1 protein-coding gene (cut by a window edge) is annotated in these 22,730 nt (G+C 69.2%); it reads left to right on the top strand.

Going from position 1 to position 22,730, the window contains the following annotated elements:
* A protein-coding gene (locus ACLBYA_RS11230; protein ID WP_447709480.1) for a non-ribosomal peptide synthase/polyketide synthase crosses the window boundary here: on the top strand, window positions 1-22,730 show its 5' portion. Its footprint extends 8,098 nt past the window's final position; 22,730 of the gene's 30,828 nt are visible here — the first part of the coding sequence; it begins with the start codon at window positions 1-3; the stop codon falls past the right edge of the window.

A 22,730-nucleotide genomic window follows, 5' to 3' on the forward strand; every position in this document is an offset into this window, starting at 1 on the left:
ATGGAACCCGCAGAGCAGTCTTTACCGATCACCCGTGGACAACTCGACATCTGGCTCGCACAGGAGACCGGCCACGCCGAAACCGAATGGCAACTCGGGGTATTCGCCGAAATAGACGGGGCCGTGGAACGCGGCGCTCTCGAATGGGCGTTACAACAGGCCGTCGACGAATCAGAACCGCTGCGTGTCGGCCTGTATGAGGTCGACGGCGAGGTTCGCCAGCGCGTGCTCGATGACATCGAGGTGGAACTCGACGTCGTCGACCTGGAAAGTGCGGAAAACCCTGAAGAGCAGGCGCGTGAGCGGGCGTCGGCCATTCTGCACACGCCAATTCCGATGCACGGACCCTTGTACAGATTCGCGCTATTCACCACCGGCGGCAGACAATCGTTTCTGTATATCGGGTGCCACCATATCGTGGTTGATGGTCATGGCCTGGTGCTGTTCGGGCACCGCATTGCGACACTGTATTCGGTAGCGGTATCCGGTGCGCCGATTCCACCGGCCGGCTTCGGCTCGCTGCCCGATTTTCTTGAACTAGAAAGCGAATACGAGAATTCTGATTCATACGGCGTGGATCGGGAATACTGGTCGGCGCATCTGCCCCCGCAATCGGTGCATGATCACGGCCGTACAGCCGCCGAAATCGGTGCCGGGCGGCCCTCGTCGTCGGCGCCGGTGACTCTGGACCCCGAGCTTCTCGAGCGGGTCGATCAACTGTGTGCGACGTGGGGAATGCGGCGCTCCTCGGTGCTCACCGCCGCGTGCGCGCTGATGCTGCGCAGTTCGTGTGCCGACGGTGACGACATCGTCTTCGATCTCCCCGTCCGCCGCCGCGTCGACCCGCAGTCCAAGATGCTGCCCGCGATGCTTGCCGGCGTGGTCCCGCTGACCCTGCGGACCACACCGCAGGCCTCGGTCGCCGAATACTGCGCAGAGGTGGACATCCGAATCCGGGAGGCCATCCGGCATCAGCGCTTCCCCGTCGAGGCGCTGGAACGCGAACTCCACCCGCGGGGCCCGGGTGCGGCCGCCGATCGGGTCGTTCTGGACTTCCTGACGGCGTCGTTCGTCGTGCCCTTCGGTGGGTCGACAGCCTCGGCGACCATGCTCTCCGGCCTCGGCCGCGGAACGGGGCTGATGTTCACCGGCGCCGGCGAGGACCTACAGCTGTCCACCTTCGGTGCGGGCCGGTCGTTCACGGCCGAGCCGAATGCCCATGTCGCCGATCGGCTCCTGCGGGTGCTGACCGCAATGGTCACCGACCCGCAGCGCCGACTGTCGACGATCACGGCCGGCACCGAATCCGACCGGTCGACGATGGCCGACCTGGGAAATTGGTCGGCATTGACATCCGATGCCACATCGATGTCTATACCGGCGGTCTTCGCCGCGCAGGTCCGGCACCGCCCCGATGCCGTCGCGATCAGCTGCGCAGACCACACACTGAGCTACGCGCAGCTCGATGAGGCATCGAATCGGCTGGCGCAGGTGCTGATCGAGCGTGATGTCAGCGCCGGTCAGCGGGTTGCGGTCATGCTGCCGCGCTCAGTCGAGGCCATCACGGCGATTCTCGCGGTGCTCAAGACCGGTGCCGCCTACCTGCCCATCGATCCGGAGTTGCCGCCGGCGCGGATCGATTTCGTGCTCGGCGACAGCAACCCGGCGGCGGCGCTCACCACTACCGAACACCGGGAACTGTTGGGCGACTTCGACGGTCAGATCATCGATATCGGTGCCGTCGCACCCGGGGGGACCGTCGGCGACGCACGCCGATACGCCGCACCCGACGATATCGCGTACGTCATCTACACCTCCGGCACCACCGGCACGCCCAAGGGTGTCGCCGTCAGCCATCACAATCTCACCCAGGTGATCACCTCGCTCGACGGCGGACTACCCGAACCGTCGGAACAGGCGTGGTCACACTGGCATTCATACGCATTCGACTTCTCGGTCTGGGAGATCTTCGCGGCGCTGCTGCGCGGCGGGCGCCTGGTCGTGGTTCCCGAGTCCGTCTCGGGTGACCCGGATGCTTTCCACGACTACCTGATCAACCAGAACGTGAACATCCTGACCCAGACACCCTCGGCGATCGGACTGTTGGATCCCGAGGGCCTGGAGTCGGTGAACCTGGTCATGGGCGGTGAGGCCTGCCCGGCCGAGGTCGTCGACACCTGGGCACCCGGGGTGAGCGGACCGGATCGGGTGATGATCAACGCCTACGGGCCGACCGAGGCGACCATCTACGCCTCGGTCAGCGCGCCGCTGCACGCCGGCGGGGGAGCCGCGCCCATCGGGTCACCGGTTCCCGGATCGGCGCTGTTCGTGCTCGACGGTTGGATGCAACCGGTCGGTGCCGGTGTGATCGGCGAGCTGTACGTGGCCGGCGCCGGCCTCGCGGTCGGTTACCTCGGCCGGGCCGGCCTGACCGGGTCCCGGTTTGTGGCATGTCCGTTCGAGGGCGTCGCCGGCGGCCGGATGTACCGGACCGGTGACCTGGTGTACTGGGGCGGCGACGGTCAACTGCGTTATGTCGGCCGCGCCGACGAACAGGTCAAGATTCGCGGGCATCGCATCGAACTCGGTGAGGTCCGCGCGTGTCTGGCAGCGCTCGACGGTGTGCAGCAGGCGGTAGTGGTGACCCGGGAGGACCGCCCTGGCGACAAGCGGCTGGTCGGGTACGTCACCGGCACGGCGAATCCCGAGGAGGTGCGCGCCCAACTGGCACAACGACTTCCGGGGTACATGGTGCCCGCCGCCGTGGTCGCGCTCGAGGTGCTCCCGTTGACCTCCAGCGGCAAGCTCGATGTCCGCGCGTTGCCGGCTCCCGGCCATTCCACCGCGCCGTCGCGGGCACCGGCCAGCGCGGTGGAGGAACTGCTCGCCGGAATCTACGCCGAGGTCCTCGGGATCGAGCGGGTGGGCGTGGACGACTCGTTCTTCGAGCTCGGCGGCGACTCGATCATGTCCATGCAGGTGGCGTCGCGGGTCCGAGCCGCCGGACTGCGCTGCCGTCCGCGGGACATCTTCGTCGAACAGACCGTGGCACGACTGGCCGCGGTCATCGGTGTGTCAGGAACCGAGCTCGTCGCCGACACTGGTGTCGGGACGGTACCGGCGACACCGATCATCGGCTGGTTCAACCAGATCGACGGTCCTACGACCGAGTTCAACCAGACCGTGCTGCTGCAGGCGCCGGTCCACGCCGGTACCGACGAGGTCACCGCTGTGCTGCAGGCCATCCTGGATGCGCACCCGATGCTGCGGTTGCAGGTCGTCGACGGCGCGATGACGGTGCCCGAGGCCGGCACGGTGCGGGCCACCGACTGCATCCGCGCCGTCACCGAACTGTCGGAGCAGACGGTGTCGGAGGCCCGCGCGGAACTCGACCCGAGCCGCGGTGTCAACCTGCGGGCACTCTGGGTGCCCGGTACGGGGCAATTGGCGCTCATTGGCCATCACCTCGTCGTCGATGGGGTGTCCTGGCGAATCCTGGTGGAGGACATCAACGGTGCCTGGCATCGGCACCGCACCGGCGAACCCGCCGCGCTCCCGGTGTCCGGCACCTCCTTCCGGCGGTGGGCCGAACGCCTCACCGAACTTGCCCGCGCCCCCGAGATCCGCGCCGATGCCGACACCTGGCGACGCACCGCCAAGGCCGCCGCGTCCTCGACGCTGCCCGGACCGGGTCACGACACCCACGCGAGCGCGGGACGCTTGTCGGTCACTCTCGACGAGGACACCACGGCCGCCCTGCTCGGTGCGGTGCCGGCCGCCTACCACGCCGGCGTCCAGGACATCCTGCTGCTCGGGTTCGCACTGGCCGCAGCGGAATTCACCGGCCAGGCAGGAGTCGGCATCGATATCGAGGGGCACGGCCGGCACGAGGAGATCGCCGCCGACCTCGACCTGTCCCGCACCGTCGGCTGGTTCACCACCACACATCCCGCCGCACTGACCGTGGGTCCGACCCCGTGGCGACGGGTGCTCGACGGAGGGGCGACACTGGACCGGCTGCTCAAGGACGCCAAGGAGCAGCTACGCGGACTCCCGCACCCGCTCACCCACGGACTGCTGCGCCACCTCACCGACGATGCCGAACTGACCGAGCCCGCCCCGGTGTTCGGGTTCAACTACCTCGGCCGGTTGGGCGCGGCGCGCTCACACGCGGGCGAGGACGACTGGCGGCTGCACCCGGACAGCATGGCATTGGCGGCCGTCGCCGCCGCGGTACCGATACCGCTTTCGCACACCGTCGAGGTCAACGCCGCCACCATCGACACGGAGGCCGGACCGCAGTTGCGGGCAGACTGGACCTGGGCCCCGACCGCCCTCGACCGCAGCCAGGTCGAACGGCTGAGCAGGTTGTGGTTCGAGGCCTTACGCAACATCTGCGCGCTTGTAGCCGACGGCGGTGGCGGCCGGACACCGAGCGATATCGCGCCGGCCCGACTCACCCAACCGCAGATCGATGAACTCGCCGGGCGCTACCGGATCGCCGATATCCTGCCGCTGACACCGCTGCAACAGGGCCTGCTCTTCCACACCAGTACCGCACGGTCCGACATGTACTCGGTACAACTGGATTTCACCCTGACCGGTGCGCTGGACCCGAATCGGCTGGGCGCGGCGGTGCACACTGTCCTCACCCGACACCCACACCTGGCCGCGCTGTTCGTGACCGACTACGACGAGCCCGTGCAGGTCGTCCTGGAGGAACCGGAGATCGCCTGGCAATTCCTGGATCTCACCGTCGACGACCATATCGATGAGGCGGAGATCGACCGGTTGTGCGCCGCCGAGCGCGTCGCCGTCAGCGAGATCGGATCCGGCCGGGCCGCCTTCCGGGCGGTGCTGGTCCGCGTCGCGCAGCAGCGGCACCGTTTCATCCTGACCAACCACCACATCCTGCTCGACGGCTGGTCCCTGCCGATCCTGCTGCGCGAGATCTTCGCCGCCTACGCCGGACATCGACTTCCGCCGGCCGCGTCCTACCGCCGGTTCATCACCTGGCTGGCCGACCGTGACCTCGACGCCGCCCGGTCCGCGTGGAGTGCGGCCCTCGCCGGGTTCGACACGCCGACCCTGGTGGCCGCTCAGCACAAGCGCACCGACCGACTGGGCGATGGCGGGCGTGGTTTTGCCACGTTCGCCCTGTCCGAGGCCACCACCGAGGATTTCGTCGTGATGGTCCGCAACCAGCAGACCACGCTCAGTACCGGCCTACAGGCCGCCTGGGCGGTGCTGCTCGCCGGGTGGACCGGCCGGCGTGACATCGTCTTCGGCACCGCCCGATCCCGACTCGGACAGGTCGACGTCGACGAGGCCGAATCGATGGTCGGACTGCTGATCAACACCGTCCCGGTGCGGGCCACCCTCGCGGCCACCATGGACACCGCCGACCTGCTCGAGCAATTGCACACCGCGCACAATGCGCTGCTCGATCATCAACACCTGGCGCTCACCGAGATCCACCGCGCCACCGGCCACGAGCAACTGTTCGACACGCTGTTCGTCTACGAGAACTACCCGGTCGACAGCCTGGCCGCGCTCGGCATCGACGATCTGCGCATCGACGAGTTCACCAACCGGGAGTTCAACCACTACCCGCTGACGGTGGAAGCCCTGCCGGGCCCCGAACTACGATTCCATGTCGAGTACGACATCGAACTGTTCACCGCAGCCGAGATCGATTCACTGTTGGGCCGGTTCGAGCGGCTACTGGCGACCATGGCCGCCGACCCGGCACACAACCTGCTGTCGATCGACCTGCTCGACGACACCGAGCGGGCCCGGCTGCAGGACTGGTCCGGAGCCGGCCGGCAGGCGCCGATCGGGCTGGGCACCGAACTGCTGGCCGCGGCAGTGGCAGCGGATGCCGACGCGCCTGCCGTCATCGACGGTGACCGCATATGGAGCTACCGCGACCTGGACGCCTGGTCCAACCGGTTGGCGCGCAGGCTGATCGAGCACGGCGTCGCGCCGGGAGGTGCCGTCGGGGTGGCCGTCAGCCGCAGCGCGGAACTGGTGGCCTCATGGTGGGCGGTGCTCAAGGCCGGCGGCAGCTATGTCCCGGTCGACCGGGCACATCCTGTCGAGCGCATCGCCAAGGTGCTGGACTCGGTGGACGCGGTCTGCGTCATCAGCCGGGACACCGACATCGTGGACGGGGCCGGCGCGCGCCCGGTGCTACGCATCGACGACCTTGTGCTGCAACAGTATCCGGACACCGCGATCACCGACGCCGACCGGACCGCTGCCACTGCCGTCGTGGACACCGCCTACGTCATCTTCACCTCCGGTTCCACCGGCGAGCCCAAGGGTGTGGCCGTCAGCCACGCCGGCCTCCTGGGATTCGCTGTCGCCCAACGCGATGCCTATGAACTGGACCCGGCCGCGCGGGTATTGATGGTCGCCGCGCCCACCTTCGACGCCTCGCTTTTCGAGATCCTGCTCGCCACCGGTTCCGGTGCGCCGCTGGTGGTGTCACCGGCCGATATCTACGCAGGCCGAGCCCTGACGACGCTGATGCAACGCCATCAGGTCAGCGCCACACTGCTGACCCCGACGGTGCTGGCATCGCTGGACCCCGACAGCTTGCCGGGGCTGACGACCCTGATCACCGGCGGTGAGGCCTGCCCGGGCGAGCTGGTCACCGAATGGGCCCCCGGACGGCGGATGTTCAACGCCTACGGCCCAAGCGAGGTCACCATCTGGGCCAGCGGCACCGCACTTTCGGACACGGTGAAGATCGGCAGCCCCATCACCGGCGTGCGGGCCATGGTGCTCGATGCCCAGCTGCGCCCGGTACCGGTCGGCGTGGTCGGCGAGCTGTACCTGGCCGGCCCGGCGGTCGCGCACGGCTATATCGGCCGGGCCGCGCTGACCGCCGACCGATTCGTCGCCGACCCGTTCGGTGCGCACGGCAACCGCATGTACCGGACCGGTGACCTGGCCCGCTGGACGTCGGTGGGCACCCTGGACTACCGCGGCCGGGTGGACACTCAGATCAAGCTGCGCGGCCAGCGCATCGAACTCGGTGAGATCGAGAGCGCGCTGCTGGCCTGCCCACAGGTCGGGCAGGCCGCCGCCACCGTGCATCACGGCGCCGGCGGAGCGCAACTGGTCGCCTACGTCACCTTCGACGGCGCCACCGACAGCCACCGCGACACCGCACACGATGCCGAGATCGTCGACGAATGGCAGGGCATCTACGACGAGTTGTACGGCGCCGATATCGAGACACCCGGCTTGGGTGACGACTTCCGGGGCTGGACCAGCAGCTACACCGGTGAGGCGATCCCGCTGCCGGAGATGATGCAGTGGCGACAGGGGACCGTCGACCGCGTGCTGTCGCTGCGCCGACGCCGGGTCCTGGAGATCGGCGTCGGCTCCGGACTACTGCTCGCCAAACTCGCCCCCCATTGCGAAAGCTATGTGGGCACCGACATCTCGGCGGTGGTGGTGGCTGCGCTGCAGGAGTCGCTGCAGCAGGTCGCGTGGCGAGACCGCGTGCAGCTGTTGGCCGGTCCCGCCCATGACACCGGATCGCTGCCGGCGCAGACCTTCGACACCATCGTCGTGAACTCGGTGGTGCAGTACTTTCCCAACGCCGGATACCTGAGCGAGGTGATCGACAACGCGCTGCGGTTGCTCGCCCCCGGCGGCGCGTTGTTCATCGGCGATGTCCGCAACCACAGCCTGCAGGAGGCCTTCCAGACGGCGATCGCGCTGGCCCGCAGCGGCGGCACCGACACCGACCCGGCGATCATCCGGCAACGGGTCCGCAACGCCATGCTCGGCGAACCGGAACTCCTGCTGGCTCCGGAATTCTTCACAGCCCTTGCCGCGCGCCACCCATCGGCGGCCGGGGTGGAGGTCCTGGTGAAACGGGGCAGCGCCGACAACGAGCTGACTCGCTACCGGTACGACGTGATCATCCACAAGGCACCCACGGCGCCGCGCTCGATGGCCGATGCGCCGCACTGGGAGTGGACGTCGGACCCCGCCGCCGTGGGTGACCGGCTGCTCGCCGAGCGACCGGACATGGTGCGCATCACCGGAATTCCGCGCGCTGGGGTGATATCCGATGTGCTGCGCGCGACCGACAGCGCAGGACGCGCCCACCCCGATCCGATCGGTGCGGTCACCCCGGAACAGCTGTACGCGCTGGGGGAGCGGGCCGGTTACCACGCGGCCGTCACCTGGGGCAGCGAACCGGGCACGGTCGACGCCGTCTTCGTCGCCGGCGGTCACCCGGCCCGACCGGCCTTGACCGACCTGTACCTGCCCGCACCGGATTCCGGACGGAATGCGGTGCACGCCAACGAACCACACAGCAGCACCAAGGTCGGCGGGGTCCGGCGACGCCTGGCCGAATGGCTACCGGACTATATGGTGCCGCCGCATATCGTGGTTCTCGACGAGTTGCCGCTGACCCCGACCGGCAAGCTCGACCGCCGCGCACTGCCCGCACCGGAATATGCCGACGCCGACGGATACCGCGCCCCGGTCGGTGCGGTGCAGGAGATCCTCGCCGACATCTACGCACAGGTGCTCGGGATGCAGCGTGTCGGGGTCGACGACTCGTTCTTCGACCTGGGCGGCGATTCGCTGTCCGCCATGCGGCTGATCGCGGCCATCAACACCAGTCTGGGCGTGGACCTTTCGGTGCGCACCGTGTTCGATGCTCCCAGCATCGCGCAGCTGGCACCGTTCATCGGCGGTGACGCCGCAGCCATCCCGCCGCCGGCACCCGGCGCCCGGCCGGCGGTGATCCCGCTGTCCTTCGCCCAGAGCCGGCTGTGGTTCTTCGACCAGTTGCAGGGTCCGTCGCCCATCTACAACCTCGCCGTCGCGCTGCGGCTGCGCGGACGGCTCGATCCGCACGCGCTGGCGGCCGCGTTCACCGATGTGGTGGCCCGCCACGAATCGCTGCGCACCAGGTTCGTCGCGCCGGCGGGCACTCCGCAGCAGGTGGTGCTGCCCGCCGAACAGGCCGATATCGGTTGGCGCATAACCGATGCAGCCGGTTGGACAACCCGGCGCTTCGACGAGGCCGTGACCGCCGCGGCGCGGCACACCTTCGACCTGGCCGTCGACATCCCGTTCCACGCCGAGTTGTTCCGGCGCAGCGACGGTGAACACGTGCTGGTCGCGGTCGTGCACCACATCGCCGCCGACGGGGCCTCGGTGACCCCGCTGGTGCGTGACCTCGGAGCGGCGTATGCCTGCCGGTGCGCCGGTGAGGCACCGGCCTGGGCGCCGCTACCGGTGCAGTACGCCGACTACACCGTCTGGCAGCGCACCCAATTGGGTGAACCCGATGATCCCGACAGCCCGATCGCCACCCAGCTGACGTACTGGCAGGACGCGCTCGCCGGGATGCCCGAACAACTGTCCATTCCCACCGACCGGCCCTATCCACCGGTGGCCGACCACCGCGGTGCCCGGATCAGCGCGTTGTGGCCACAGCAGCTGCAGCAGCAGATCCGTCGGGTCGCGCGCGTGCACAACGCCACCGGCTTCATGGTGATCCAGGCGGCATTCGCCACCGTGCTGTCCAAAATGAGCGCGACAACCGATGTGGTGGTGGGCTTTCCGATCGCGGGTCGGCGCGGCGCGGCGCTGGAGGACCTGGTCGGGTTCTTCGTCAACACCCTGGTGCTGCGGGTCGACCTGGCCGGCGACCCGGTGTTCGCCGACCTGCTGGCCCAGGTGCGTCGCCGCAGCCTGGCCGCCTACGAGCATCAGGACGTGCCGTTCGAGATGCTCGTCGAACGGCTGAACCCGACCCGCAGCATGACCCATCACCCGCTGGTGCAGGTGATGCTCGGTTGGCAGAACTTCTCCTGGCAGCCCGGCGATGCCGCCGGGTTGTCCCTCGGTGACCTGCAGGTGACGCCGATCCCCGCCGATACCGAGACCGCACGGATGGATCTGGCCTTCTCCCTTGCCGAACGGTGGGATGCCGACGGCGAGCCCGCGGGCCTGGAGGTCGTCGTCGAATACCGCACCGACGTCTTCGACGCGCACACGGTCGAGACGCTCACCGCACGACTGGCCCGCGCACTCATGGAGCTCACCGCGGACCCGGCCCGCCGGCTGTCGACGGTCGACCTGATCGACACCGCCGAGGCCGACCGGCTGGACCGTTGGGGCAACCGGGCGGTGCTGTCGCAGCCACCGGTTCCGGACACCATCGTCGACCGCTTCGTCCGACAGGTGCATGCCACTCCGGACGCCGCGGCACTGTCCTGCCACGGGCAGACTTTGACCTACCGTGACCTCGACACGTCCGCCAACCGTATCGCCCATGAACTGATCGCCCACGGCGCCGGCCCCGGACAAATTGTGGCGCTGCTGTTCTCCCGCTCCGCCGAGGCCGTCATCGCGATCCTCGCGGTACTCAAATCGGGCGCCGCCTACCTGCCGATGGATCCGGCGCTGCCCGGTTCGCGTATCGAGTTCATGGTCGGCGACGCCGCACCGATCGCGGCGGTGACCACCGCCGAGTTCGTCTCGCGTTTCGACGGTCTCGGCATCACAACCGTCGATGTGCACGCCCCGGGTATCGACACCCGCCCCGACACCGCGCCGCCGGCACCCGCGCCGGCGGACATCGGCCACATCATCTACACCTCCGGGACGACCGGGGTGCCCAAGGGGGTGGCGGTCACCCAGTACAACGTCGTGCAGCTGTTCGACGGACTGCGCATCGGTATCGATCTGGATTCGGAGCAGGTCTGGACCCAATTCCATTCCTACGCCTTCGATTTCTCGGTCTGGGAGATCTGGGCCGCGTTGCTGCACGGCGGGCGCCTGGTGGTGGTGCCCGACACGGTGGCCCGGTCCGCCGAGGACTTCCACACCCTGCTGGTCGACGAGGGTGTCACCGTGCTCACCCAGACGCCGTCGGCGGCCGCGGTGCTGGACTGCGCCGACCTGCCCGACACAGCGCTGGTGATCGGAGCCGAGGCCTGCCCGCCGGAGTTGGTCGACCGCTGGGCGCCCGGACGCACCATGGTCAACGTCTACGGTCCGACCGAGACGACCATGTGGGCCTGCAAGAGCACCCCGCTGCAGCCCGGATCGGGGGCACCGCCCATAGGTGCACCCACCGCCGGTGCCGCTTTCTTCGTGCTCGACGAGTGGCTGCGCCCGGTGCCCCCCGGGGTGGTCGGCGAACTGTATCTGGCCGGTCGCGGGGTCGGTGTCGGGTACTGGCGCCGGACGTCGCTGACCGCAACACGTTTCATGGCCTGCCCGTTCGGCCCGGCCGGAGGGCGGATGTACCGCACCGGTGACCTGGTGTGCTGGCGACCCGACGGGCAGCTCGACTACTTCGGCCGGGCCGACGAACAGGTGAAGATCCGCGGCTACCGGATCGAACTGGGCGAGATCCGCTCCGCACTGGCCGCACTCGACGCTGTCGAGCAGGCCGTGGTGATCGCGCGGGAGGACCGCCCGGGCGACAAGCGGCTGGTCGGCTACATCACCGGTGACGCCGACCCGGCGGCAATTCGGGCGTTGCTGGCCGAGCGGTTACCCGCCTACATGGTGCCGGCGGCCGTGGTCGCGATCGAGGCATTACCGGTGACGGTCAACGGCAAGCTGGACACCCGCGCGCTGCCCGAACCGGATTACCGTGCGGGCGGGCACTATCGGGCCCCGTCGGGCGATATCGAACACACCTTGGCCGATGCCTACGCACAGATCCTCGGGGTGGACCGAGTCGGTGCCGACGACTCGTTCTTCGATCTCGGCGGGGATTCGTTGTCCACCATGCGGCTGGTCGCCGAGATCAACGCCACGCTCGGTGTCGACCTGCCGGTGCGCACCGTGTTCGAGGCGCCCACGGTGGCTCAACTCGCGTTGCACATCGACGGCGCCGGCTCTCGACGTGCAGAACTGACGGCAATGGAGCGCCCACCACGGATTCCGCTGTCGTTCGCGCAGAATCGGCTCTGGCTCATCGACCAACTGCAGGGCCCGTCACCGGTGTACAACCTGCCGGTCGCGCTGCGGCTGCACGGCCCGCTGGACACCGCTGCACTGCGGATGGCGCTGGCCGATATCGTCGCGCGCCACGAGAGTCTGCGCACCGTCTTCGGCGCCGATCAGGGCGTTCCCCACCAGGTCGTGCTACCGGCCGACAGTCTGGAGATCGGTTGGGACGACATCGATGCCACCGGGTGGCCGGCCGCCCGGCTGGCCGAAGCGGTTCGTACCGTCGCCCGCTACGCCTTCGTGCTGGCCACCGACATCCCGGTGCGGGCCGTCCTGTTCCGCACCGGGCCGCAGGAGCACCTGTTCGTCGCGGTGATCCACCACATCGCCGCCGACGGTTGGTCGTTGCGGCCGCTGATCACCGACCTGGGTGCGGCGTATATCCGGCGCTGCGCCGGCGCCGCCCAGGACCTGCCGCCGCTGCCGGTGCAATACGTCGACTACACCCTGTGGCAGCGCGCCCAACTCGGCGACCTCGACACCCCCGACAGCGCCATCACCCAACAGCTCGCATACTGGCAGCACACGCTGGCCGGCATGCCCGAGCACCTGGACCTGCCGACCGATCGCCCCTACCCACCGCTGGCCGACCACCGCGGCGCCACCGTCGAGGTGAACTGGCCGCCGGCCCTGCAGCAGCAGATCGCCCGGATCGCCAACGAGCATCACGCGACCAGTTTCATGGTCATCCAGACTGCGCTGGCCGTCCTGCTGGCCCAGCTCGGCGGCACCGACGATGTCGCCATCGGTTTTCCGATCGCCGGGCGGCGCGACCCTGCGCTCGACGATCTGGTCGGGTTCTTCGTCAACACGCTGCTGCTGCGGGTCGAACTGGACGGCAACCCCACCATGGCCGAACTGCTCGACCAGGTTCGCGTCCGCAGTCTGGAAGCCTATGAGCATCAAGACGTGCCGTTCGAGGTGCTCGTCGAGCGACTCAACCCCGCCCGCAGCCTGACCCGCCACCCGCTCGTCCAGGTCATGCTGGGCTGGCAGAACCTACCCTGGCAGAACAGCGACACCGCCACGGGATTGACCCTCGGCGAACTGCGGGTCACCCCGGAGCCGGTCGGTACCCAGGCCGCCCGGATGGACCTGGCCTTCTCGCTGTCGGACCGCTGGACCGCCACCGGTGAACCGGCGGGCATCGGCGGAATCGTCGAGTTCCGTACCGATGTCTTCGACGCCGACACCGTCACCACGCTGGTGAACCGGTGGCAGCAGGTCCTGACGACCCTGACCACCGACATCACCTGCACCGTGGCGGCGCTGGATGTCTCGACGCCGGCCGAACGTGCCTACCTCGACACGCTGGCCCACCGGGCGGCGCTGCGCACACCGGCGCCCGCGGTGACCATTACCGATTTGTTCGGCAGCCATGTGGCGCGTATCCCGCACGCTATCGCGATCAGCGGACCCACGTCGATGAGTTATGCCGACCTGGACGCCGCATCGAATCGGTTGGCACACCACCTCCTCGCCCACGGTGTCGGCGCGGGTGACATCGTCGCGCTGCTCCTGCCGCGATCGGCCGAGGCCATCATCGCGATGCTCGCGGTCCTGAAATCCGGTGCGGTATACCTACCCATCGATCTGGCGGTGCCCGCCGAACGTGTCGACTTCCTGCTCGCCGACGCGGCACCGATCGCCGCCATCACCTCTGGCGACTTCTCCGACCGGGTCACCCGATTCACCGGCGTGGTGCTCGATATCGAGGATCCCGCGATCGCCGGGTACCTCGCCACCACCGTGCACGTCGCCGCGGCCGATGATCTCGCCTACCTGATCTACACCTCCGGCACCACCGGCCTGCCCAAGGGGGTCGGACTGACCCACCGCAACGTGACCCAACTGCTCGGGGCACTCGATTCGGGTCTGCCGCCGGCCGGGGTGTGGAGTCACGCCCACTCGCTGGCCTTCGACGTGTCGGTCTGGGAGATCTTCGGGGCACTGTTGCGCGGTGGCCGGGTCGTGGTGGTACCCGACACCGTCACCCGCTCGGCACCGGATCTGCACAGGCTGCTGGTGGCCGAGGGCGTCACGGTACTCACCCAGACACCCTCGGCGGCAGCGGTATTGTCCTCGAGCGGACTGGAGGCCGCCGCGCTGGTGGTGGTCGGGGAGGCCTGCCCACCGGAGGTGGTCCGCAGTTGGGCCCCCGGCCGGGTCATGGTGAATGCCTACGGCCCCACCGAGACGACCATGTGCGTGGCCATCAGCGCACCGCTGGACCCCGAACGGTCCGTCGTCCCGATCGGCTCCCCGGTGGGCGCTGCCGGTCTGTTCGTGCTCGACGGCTGGATACGACCGGTGCCTCCCGGGGTGATCGGCGAACTGTACGTCGCCGGAGCCGGGGTCGCCGTCGGCTACCGCAACCGCGGCCCGCTCACCGCGTCCCGCTTCGTGGCCTGCCCGTTCGGTGCTGTCGGACAACGGATGTACCGCACCGGCGATCTGGTGCGCTGGGGTTCCGACGGTCAGTTGCAGTACCTCGGCCGCGCCGACGAACAGGTGAAGATCCGCGGTTTCCGCATCGAATTGGGTGAGGTGCGAGCCGCATTGGCGGCCGTCGATGGCGTCGAGCAGGCCGTGGTGATCGCGCGGGAGGACCGGCCGGGGGACAAGCGGCTGGTCGGCTACATCACCGGTGCCGCCGATCCCACTGCCGCGCGGGCCGCACTGGCCGGCCGGCTGCCCGGCCACCTGGTGCCGGCCGCGGTGCTGACGGTGGACTCGATGCCGCTGACCGCCAACGGGAAGCTCGACATTCGCGCGCTACCGGCGCCCGACTACCTTGCCGGCGACCATCGAGCGCCGACCTGCGAGGTCGAGGAGATCCTCGTCGGCATCTTCGCCGACACCCTCGGTGTGGACCCGGCCGCCGTGGGGGTCGACCATTCGTTCTTCGACCTCGGCGGTGACAGCATCACCGCGATGCGACTGATCGCCGCCGTCAACACCGCGCTGCGGACCGACGTGGCGGTGCGGGCACTGTTCGAGGCACCCACCATCGCCGAGTTCGCACCCCGCATCACGGTCTCCGAGTCGTCCCTGCAACCGCTGGTAGCCGTCGACCGGCCCGCGGTCATCCCACTGTCGTTCGCGCAGAACCGATTGTGGTTCCTGGAACAGCTGCAGGGCCCATCGGCGGTGTACAACATGACCACGACGCTGCGGCTGCACGGCGGCCTCGACACCGCCGCACTGCAGGCGGCGCTGGGCGACGTCGTCGACCGGCACGAGATCCTGCGCACCCTGCTGGCGGCACCCGACGGGGTGCCGCAACAGGTCGTCCTCCCGGCCGCAGACGCCCGCTTCGGCTGGCAGTTCACCGATGCCACCGGCTGGTCCGACGACCGGCTGGCCGCCGCCACCGACGCCGCCGGCCGGCACACCTTCGACCTGGCTGCCGAGATCCCGCTGCGGGCGCACCTGTTCCGCGTCGACATCGACGTGCACGTACTGGTCGCCATCGTGCACCACATCGCCGCCGACGGCTGGTCCATGACCCCGCTGGCCCGGGACCTGGGCCTGGCCTACACATCCCGGTGCGCCGGCACCGCCCCGGACTGGGCGCCGCTGCCGGTCCAGTACGTCGACTACACCCTCTGGCAGCGCACCCAATTCGGTGATCTCGACGACTCCGACAGCCCACTGGCCGGGCAACTCGGATACTGGGAGCGCGAGCTGGCCGGTCTGCCGGACCGGTTGTCGCTACCGGCCGACCGCCCGCTGCCGCTGGTCGCCGACCAGCGCGGCGCCACCACCCGGGTAAGGTGGCCCGCCGACCTGCAGCGCCAGATCACCCGCGCGGCACGTACCCACGATGTCACCGGATTCATGGTGGTCCAGGCGGCCCTGGCGGCCCTGCTGGCGCAACTGTCCGGCAGCACCGATGTCGCCGTGGGTGTCCCGGTCGCCGGCCGGCGTGACCCGGCGCTCGACGACCTCGTCGGATTCTTCGTGAACACCCTGGTGCTACGGGTCGACGTCGACGGTGACCCGACCTTCGCCGACCTGCTCGATCAGGTCCGCACCCGCAGCCTGGCCGGCTACGAGAACCAGGACGTCTCCTTCGACCTGCTGGTGGAACGGCTCAACCCGACCCGCAGCCTGGCCCACCACCCGCTGATCCAGGTCCTGTTGTCCTGGCAGAACCTGCCCGGGCGGTCCCAGGTCACCGGGTTGGCCCTCGGCGATCTGCGGGTCGAACCGCTGCCCGTCGACACCCGCACCGCACGAATGGATCTGACCTTCTCGCTCGGCGAACTGTGGGATGACGCAGGCGAACCCGCCGGCATCGGCGGCACCGTCGAATACCGCACCGACATCTACGATGCCGCGACCATCACCACCCTGATCGCCCGGCTGCAGCGGCTGCTGACCGTCGCCACCACCGACCCGACCCTGAGGCTGTCCGCCATCGGCATGCTCGACGCCACCGAACTCGACCGGCTGGACGCCTGGGGCAACCGCGGCGCTCTGCGGCCACGACAGCAGCACACCATCACCACGCTGTTCGCCGAGACGGTGCGCCACGCCCCGGATGTGGTGGCACTGCGCCATGGCGACACGTCGATGACCTACACCGAACTCGACGATGCCTCGAACACGCTCGCGCACACGCTGATCGGTCGGGGAGCGGGTGCCGGTCAGGTGGTGGCGTTGCTGCTGCCACGTTCCGCGGACGCCATCATCGCGATCCTGGCAGTCCTGAAATCGGGTGCGGCCTACCTGCCGATCGATCCCGCGCTGCCCGACACCCGGTTGGGTCTGATCCTCGACGATGCGGCCCCGGTCGTCATCCTCACCGATTCGGTTCTCGCCGATCGGCTGGCCGGTTGCTCGGGCGCTGTCCTCGACGTGGGGGATCGGACCCCGGGTCCTGCGCGGCCGCTGCCCACCCCGGCCGCCGACGATCTCGCCTATATCATCTACACCTCCGGCACCACCGGTATGCCGAAAGGTGTTGCCGTCAATCATCACAACGTCACCTCCCTGATCGCGGCCGAATCCGCGCTGCCGCACGCCGGGGTCTGGTCGCAATGGCACTCTCTGGCCTTCGACGTCTCGGTCTGGGAGATCTTCGGTGCCCTGCTGCACGGCGGCCGGTTGGTCGTGGTGCCCGAATCGGTGGCCCGCGCGCCCGAGGACCTGCACGACCTGCTGATCGCCGAACAGGTCAACATCATCAGCCAAACACCCTCGGCCGCTGGTGCACTCGATACCGAAGGCTTGGGCGGCCGCACACTGATCGTCGCCGGGGAAGCCTGCCCGAACGAACTGGTGGCGCGCTGGCAGACACCGGGCAGCACCGTCATCAACGCCTACGGGCCGACCGAAGCCACCATCTATGCGTCCGTCAGCGCACCGCTGACCCCGTCGACCGGGGCCCCGATCGGAACCCCGGTACCCGCGGCCGCGCTGTTCGTGCTGGACGCACGGCTGCAACCGGTCCCGGTCGGCGTGGTCGGTGAACTGTACGTGGCCGGCGACGGGGTGGCCGCCGGCTACCTGCACCGCGGCGGGCTGACCGCCGGTCGCTTCCTGGCCTGTCCGTTCGGGCCGCCCGGCGAGCGCATGTACCGCACCGGCGACCTGGTGCGGTGGCGCGCCGACGGTCAGCTGGACTACCTGAGCCGTGCCGACCAGCAGGTCAAGATCCGGGGGTACCGCATCGAACTCGGTGATGTCCAGGCCGCATTGGCCGCGGTGGACGGTATCGACCAGGCGGTCGTGATCGCCCGTGACGACCGCCTTGTCGGTTACCTCACCGGATCCGCCGATCCGGCGCGGGCACGCGCCGCACTGGTGAACACGCTGCCCGGCTACATGATCCCGGCCGCCGTCCTCGCGGTGCCCGAACTGCCACTGACCCCCAACGGCAAACTCGACGTGTCGGCGCTGCCCGCACCGGATTTCGGCACCACCGCCTATCAGGCGCCCGCCGATGCCGTCGAGGAACTGCTGGCCGGTATCTACGCCGAGGTGCTGGGCCTGGCACCCACCGCCGTCGGTGTCGAGGACTCCTTCTTCGATCTCGGCGGCGACAGCATCTCCTCGATGCAGGTCGTGACGCGGGCACGTGCCGCCGGGTTGAACTGCCGCACCCGCGACATCTTCGTCGAACAGACCGTCGCCCGACTGGCGCGGGTGGTCGGCACCGCCTCGGACCCGGCGGGCCCCGACGCCGACGATGACGGCATCGGAACGCTGACTGCGACACCCATCATGCGCTGGCTGGCCGACGTCGACGGCCCCACCGACGAGTTCAACCAGACCGTGCTGGTACAGGCACCCGTCGGGGTCATCACGGCCGATGTGGAAGCCGTGCTGCAGGCACTGCTGGATCGGCATCCCGCGCTGCGACTGCGGGTGCGCGATGAGCACACCGTCGAGATCCCGCCCGTCGGTGCCGTCGCCGTGCACACCTGCCTGCAGACGGTGCGCGCCCTGACCGACGAGGCACTGCAGTCGGCCCGCGCCGAACTGGACCCCGCCGCCGGAGTCATGATGCGTGCGCTTTGGGTGCCGTCGGCCGGGCGGCTCGCGGTCATCGTCCACCACCTCGCCGTCGACGCCGCATCCTGGCGAATCCTTTTGGAAGATATCAATATCGCCTGGCAACAACGCCGTGCCGGGAGCGAGATCGCCCTCCCTTCAGCCGGCACCAGCTTGCAGCGGTGGTCGTCGATCCTCGCCGCGCACGCCCAGTCGGCCGAACTGCTCGCCGACGCACCGACGTGGCGACAGATCGTCACCGCTCCTTCGGGGTTACCGCCGGTCCAGCCGGACACCGACTCCTTCGCCGGCGCCGGCAGGCTGACCACCACGCTGGATGCCGACACCACCGAGGCCCTGCTCGGCGCGGCGCCCGCGGCCTTCCGTACCGGTATCCAGGACATCCTGCTCTGCGGATTCGCCTTGGCCGCAGCGGAACTGCTCGGCACCGACACCATGGCGGTGGATGTGGAGGGCCACGGCAGGCATGAGGAACTCGGCGCCGATATCGACCTGTCCCGCACCGTCGGCTGGTTCACCACCAAGTACCCGGTGGCGGTGCGGCCCGGCACACTGTCGTGGCCGGAGGTCGTCGCCGGCGGACCCGCACTGGGACGGGTGCTCAAGGATCTCAAGGAACAGCTGCGGTCCATTCCCACCGGGCTGGGCTACGGGTTGCTGCGGTACCTGCGTGACGACACCGACCTCGACACACCCGACCCGGCCATCGGATTCAACTACCTCGGCCGGCTCGGCGGCCTCGACGAGCTGCCGGAGAACCTGTGGCGCATCGCCCGCGACACCTCGGTGACCGAGACGGCTACGGTCGTCGAAACTGCGGCGGCCATCACGATGCCGTTGATGCACACCCTGGACCTGAACGCGGCCGCCGTCGTAAGCTCCGATGGCACCGTGCTGCAGGCCAATTGGACCTGGGCGCCCTCGGCGCTCGACGAGGGCCGGGTGGCCCGACTGGGTGCGCTGTGGTTCGAGGCGCTACGCGGGATCTGCGCCCACATCCGGGCCGGGGGCGGCGGACTCACCCCATCGGATATCGCGCCCACCGTGCTCGACCAGGCGCAGATCGACGACCTGCAACGCACCCACCGGATCGCCGACATCCTGCCGCTCACCCCGGTGCAACAGGGACTGCTGTTCCACGCGTCGACGGGGCAGCCTGGCGGCGACCAGTACGCCGGACAACTCGACATCGCGCTGACCGGACCGCTGGACACCGACCGCCTGCAGGCCGCCATGCACACCGTGCTCACCCGACATCCGCACCTCGTCGCCGACTTCCCCCGCCGCTACGCCCAACCGGTGCAGGTCATCCCCGCCGACCCGGTACTGGCCTGGCGGCAGGTCGATCTCACCGATGTCGATGCGATCGGGACAGAATGCGCGGCCGAGCGTGCCGCGGTGTGCGACCTGACCACCGGACCGCCGCTGCGGGTGCTGGTGATCCGGGAGGCCGCCGACCGCCACCGCCTGGTACTCACCAACCACCACATCGTGCTCGACGGCTGGTCCATGCCGATCCTGCTGGGCGAGATCTTCGCCGCCTACCACGGTCACCGACTGCCCGCGTCCACCCCGTACCGGCACTACCTGACCTGGCTCGCCGAAAGCGACCGGGACCTTGCCCGCTCCGTCTGGGCCGAGCAGTTCGCCGGCTTCGCCGACCCCACCCTGGTCGCCCCCGGCGCCACTCCGGGACCACACGGGGTACACACCGCCACGCTGCCGGACGGTCTGGCCGAGGCGGTCACCGCATTGGCCCGTGCCCGGCACACCACTGCGAACACCGTGCTGCAGGCCGGCTATGCCCAGGTGCTGGGCTGGCTGACCGGCCGGCACGATATCGCCTTCGGCACCACGGTTTCCGGCCGCCCGGCCGAGATCCCTGGCGTGCAGTCCATGGTCGGTCTGTTCATCAACACCGTGCCGGTGCGGGCCGCGCTCACCACACGCACCACCACCGTCGACCTGCTCGACCAACTGCAGCACGGGTACCGGGCCACTCTCGACCATCAGCACCTGGCACTGGCCGAGATTCACCGCAGCACCGGCCAGGATCAGTTGTTCGACACCATGTTCGCCTACGAGAACTACCCCGTCGACACCGCCGCGCTGTCGGGAGGCGGTGACGATGGCGGCGACCTGACTGTCACCGGCGTGACCACCCGCGAGTCCAGCCATTACCCACTCACCGTGCAGGCCCAGCCCGGCCCGGACCTGACCCTGCGCATCGAGTATGACGCCGCGGTATTCGAACCCACCGAAATAGCCGCGCTTGTCACCCGATTCGCCCGTGTCCTGACGGCCATGACGCACCATCCCGACCGGCCGCTGGCCACCCTCGCCGGCCTGGACACAGAGGACCACGCGATGTTGGACCGTTGGGGCAACCGAGCCGCCCTGACCCGGCAGGGGTCCGCGGTGTCCATCCCCGCGCAGTTCCGCGCCCAGGCCGTCCGGACCCCCGACGAGATCGCGGTGGTGTATCGGGACACCACTCTGAGCTACCACGAACTCGACGACGCGTCGGACCGGCTGGCCAGGCGGCTGGTGGCCGACGGTGCGGGCCCGGGCCGGGTCGTGGCACTGCTGTTCGGGCGCTCGGCCGACGCGATCGTCGCGATCCTCGCCGTGCTCAAATCAGGTGCGGCGTACCTGCCGATCGACCCGCTGATGCCCGCCGAGCGCATCGCGTTCATGCTCGCCGACACCGCACCGGTCGCTGCACTGACCACCACCGAACTGGCCGATCAGTTGGACGGTCACCCGGTGCCGATCATCGATATCGAGGCATCCGTGGCAGTCGATGACCCGATCGACATCCCCGCGCCACAGCCCGACGATATCGCCTACATCATGTACACCTCCGGCACCACCGGCCGGCCCAAAGGTGTTGCCATCAGCCACCGCAACCTCACCCGGCTGTACGACGGAGTCGATATCGGCATCGAGATGGCTCCCGGCCAGGTATGGACCCAGTTCCACTCGTACGCCTTCGACTTCTCGGTGTGGGAGACCTGGGGCGCCCTGCTGCACGGCGGACGGCTGGTGGTGGTGCCCGAGGAGACCGCCCGCTCCGCCGATGCCCTGCACGAGTTGCTGATCCGCGAACGGGTGAGCGTGCTGTGCCAGACACCGTCGGCGGCGGCGGTACTGTCCACCGACGGGTTGGATTCGGTGGCCCTCATGGTCGGTGCGGAGGCCTGCCCACCCGAACTGGTCGACCGCTGGGGCGGCCGCGAGGAACACGATCAGCCCAACCGGGTGATGGTCAACCTGTACGGCCCCACCGAGGCGACCATCTGGGCCGCCGCCAGCGCCCCGCTACAGACGGGATCGGGTGCTCCGCCGGTCGGTTCGCCACCGCCCGGCGCGGCCCTGTTCGTGCTCGATGACTGGTTGCGGCCGGTCCGGCCCGGCGCCATCGGCGAACTCTACGTCGCAGGCAGCGGTGTCGGTATCGGCTACTGGCAATGCTCCGCACTGACCTCGACCCGCTTCCTGCCCTGCCCGTTCGGGCCGCCGGGGGAGCGCATGTACCGCACCGGTGATCTGGTCCGCTGGGGTGCCGACGGCCAACTGCAGTACCTGGGCCGCGCCGACGATCAGGTCAAGATCCGCGGCTATCGGATCGAACTCGGTGAGGTCCGCTCGGCACTGGCCGCCGTCGCCGGCGTCGAGCATGCCGTGGTGATCGCCCGCCCGGACCCCGCGGGCAGGCGCCGGCTGCTCGGCTACTTCACCGGCGCCGCCGACCCCGGTGACGTGCGCGCCACCCTGGCCCAGCGGCTCCCGAGTTATATGGTGCCCGCCGCGGTCGTCGACGTACCCGAGCTACCGATGACGGTGAGCGGCAAGCTCGACGTCCGCGCGCTACCCGAACCCGACTACACCGGCGGATCACACCGTGCGCCGGGCAATCTCGCCGAAGAGGTGCTGGCCGCGGTGTTCGGCCGGGTGCTCGGGGTGGACCGGGTCGGGGTCGACGATTCGTTCTTCGATCTCGGTGGCGACTCGCTGTCCAGCATGCGACTGGTCGCCGAGATCAATGCCGCGCTCGACGTCGACCTGCCGGTGCGAATGGTGTTCGAACAGCCGACCGTCACCGGGCTTGCGGCCTGCATCGGGGACGGCGACAAAGCTCGGGAACCGCTGGTGGCCACCGCCCGGCCCGCAGAGATCCCGCTGTCCTTCGGGCA

The organism is Mycobacterium sp. C31M (assembly GCF_053345865.1).